The following is a 2591-nucleotide window of genomic DNA, read 5'->3' as shown; positions in this document are numbered from 1 at the left end:
CTAACTCAACCAGCTTCTCAAATTCAAATTGTCGAGCCAGTTTTGTCAGTGATTGTATCAGATTAGTTTCTGTATCTGGTATTTCTCCTACCAATTCTACGACTTGGTTGGTATTTGCCTCCAGCGCAGCTGTGTATAGCTGAGTAATCCATTCTTCAGGCATACAAGTTAGCTGTTGCGATGTCAAGATAGTCTCTGTTGCCTGATTTACTAGGGGCGTTTGGCTTTCGGCAAAGATAAATTTTACACCAAGATGTTTAGTTAGTGCATTAAAAATGGTGTGTTCGGCAAAGGGTTTGCGGAGGAAGTCATCACAACCAGCAGAGAGAACTATGGCTTTTTCTTCTTCTAAGACGCTGGCTGTCAAGGCGATGACGGCTGTGGCGTTACCTTTGGTAGTAGACTTAATATATTTAGTCGCTTCATAACCATCCATGACAGGCATTCTCATATCCATCCAGATTAAATGCGGTTCCCATTCATCCCAAATTGCGATCGCTTCTTTGCCGTTACTCGCCTCTCTCATCTCAAACCCCAAAGGCATGAGTAACTTCATCAACAATTGGCGATTAATGGCTTTATCATCTACTGTCAGCAGTTTATATGTTGGCTGATTGGCAACTAGCCCCAACACTTGCGGATAGGCTTGCGAACTCTGACTGACTGTTGCTTGCGCCAATTTCGCCTGAAGATGAAATTGAAAAGTTGTACCTTTGCCCAATTCACTCTCAACTGAAATATCTCCCCCCATCAGTTGCACAAATTTACGGCTAATAGCTAAACCTAATCCTGTACCTTCTTGGGCATCTTTTCCGGCTTGGGCTTGCGTAAACGCATCAAATAATTTGGGTAATTCAGTGGCGGAAATCCCTACACCTGTATCACGCACCTGAAAATGGATATGAAATACATCTGTGGTTTCTTGTTCTCCTGCAAACACAAGTAGACTGACGTTGCCTTCTGAGGTAAATTTAATCGCGTTGCTGAGTAGATTGATTAACACCTGACGTAGTTTGACTGCATCTGTGCAGATATAGCGGGGAACATTGTCACTGCGCTGGAATATCAAAGCCAATCCAGCATTTGTTGCCCGCAGATGTAGCATATCTTCTAAATCATCGAGTAAGCGATACAAGTCAAAGTCTTGAGGATTCAGGGTAGTTTTTCCGGCTTCAATTTTCGATAAATCGAGAATATTATTAATGAGGGTGAGTAAATAATCGCCACTACGATAGATAATCCCAGCATTTTCATACTGTTCCGATGGTAAGTTTTTAGCGCGTATCATTAATTGAGAAAAGCCGAGAATCGCATTTAGAGGAGAACGCAATTCATGACTCATATTAGCAATAAATGCACTTTTGGCTTGATTTGCTACTTCGGCTTTTTCTTTGGCAATGGCTAATTCTGCTGTTCTCTCTTTGACTCGTTGTTCTAAAGTTTCAAAAGCTGTTTGTAACTGAATAGCCATTTTATGAAAAGAATCAGCCAGCGTTGCTACTTCTGTAATACTTTGAATTGCTCTTGAGCCATTTTCTAAATCAGAATTATCCCATTTTCCTAATGCTAAAGCTTGACTGGCTCGACTTAATCGCAATATAGGAGTCGTAATCCAATTGGCTGTGATGATACCTAAGATTGTGGCCATAATTAAAGTTAAACTACATAATATGATTGTCGAACGAGCATTGGCTTGAATTTCTGCCATGAAGTCAGCTTCAGGAATGACAACCACTGTCAGCCAATCTAAACCTTTTTGTTTCTGGAATGGGACAATTTTCACAAAGTAGCGTTTACCATGCTCGTCTGTAAAGGTAAGTTCTTGCTGTTGATTAATGTCATCAAACCTTCCAAAATACTGCAATATTTTTTTAGTAGTTTTCTGAGTAATTTCATTTCGACTATTCACAGAATTCAATCTATATCTGCTGGGGTCATCTCTTTCCTTAACGGTATTCAGAGATTTTATTACATCGGGAGTAAAGGGGATTTCTCCTGTAGAAGTCCCGATTAACAATCCACTTTTTTCTATAACAAAAGCTTGACCGGTTTGACCAATTTTCAAACTATTGAGAAAATCCCCTAATTGAGATAGAGAAAAAGCGCAACTGAGGACTCCTTGAAAGGTATTGTTTTGATCAATAAATGGTAAAAAATAGGCGGCTACTAATTTAGTTTCATCCTTTCTGATCCTGGCTACAACAATCCGCCAAATTCCACGTCCTGCCTTTTTTGCTGCGCCATACCAAGGATTTCCAGGGGGATCGTTATGCGGATCAAAAACTTTTACACTTTGGATTAATTTGAGTTTGTTGCCTTGATTGTCAGTCAGGTAATTATTCCATTTATTATTAGTTGATTTATCTTTGATCCGCAGCAGACGCGAGCCATCATCATGTTTATCCACAATTAACATATCTTTCTGCTCGGTAGCGATCGCAATGGCATTGATATGATTAAATATTTGTGATTGCTGCCAAAAATAGCGTTTTACTGTGGATAAATCTTGATAGTTCAAAATGCCTAGTTTAATCGCATCGGCATTATTGCGAGTAACTTCTACTGAAGTCTGCAAATAATTGGCTAAATTC

At 39.7% G+C, this 2591-nt stretch carries 1 protein-coding gene; it reads right to left on the bottom strand.

All coding sequences use genetic code 11. The annotated features are described in order from the left end of the window. Positions 1-2591 (bottom strand): ATP-binding protein (locus AACS98_RS23680; RefSeq protein WP_198161186.1); only part of this gene is annotated, 2591 nt, incomplete at both ends.

The sequence above is a fragment of the Anabaena sp. CA = ATCC 33047 genome (assembly GCF_963870205.1).
In the GTDB taxonomy this organism is placed as follows: Bacteria; Cyanobacteriota; Cyanobacteriia; order Cyanobacteriales; family Nostocaceae; genus Trichormus.
The sequence above is the reverse complement of the archived record's forward strand: the minus strand, read 5'-3'. Positions and strand labels throughout refer to the sequence as shown.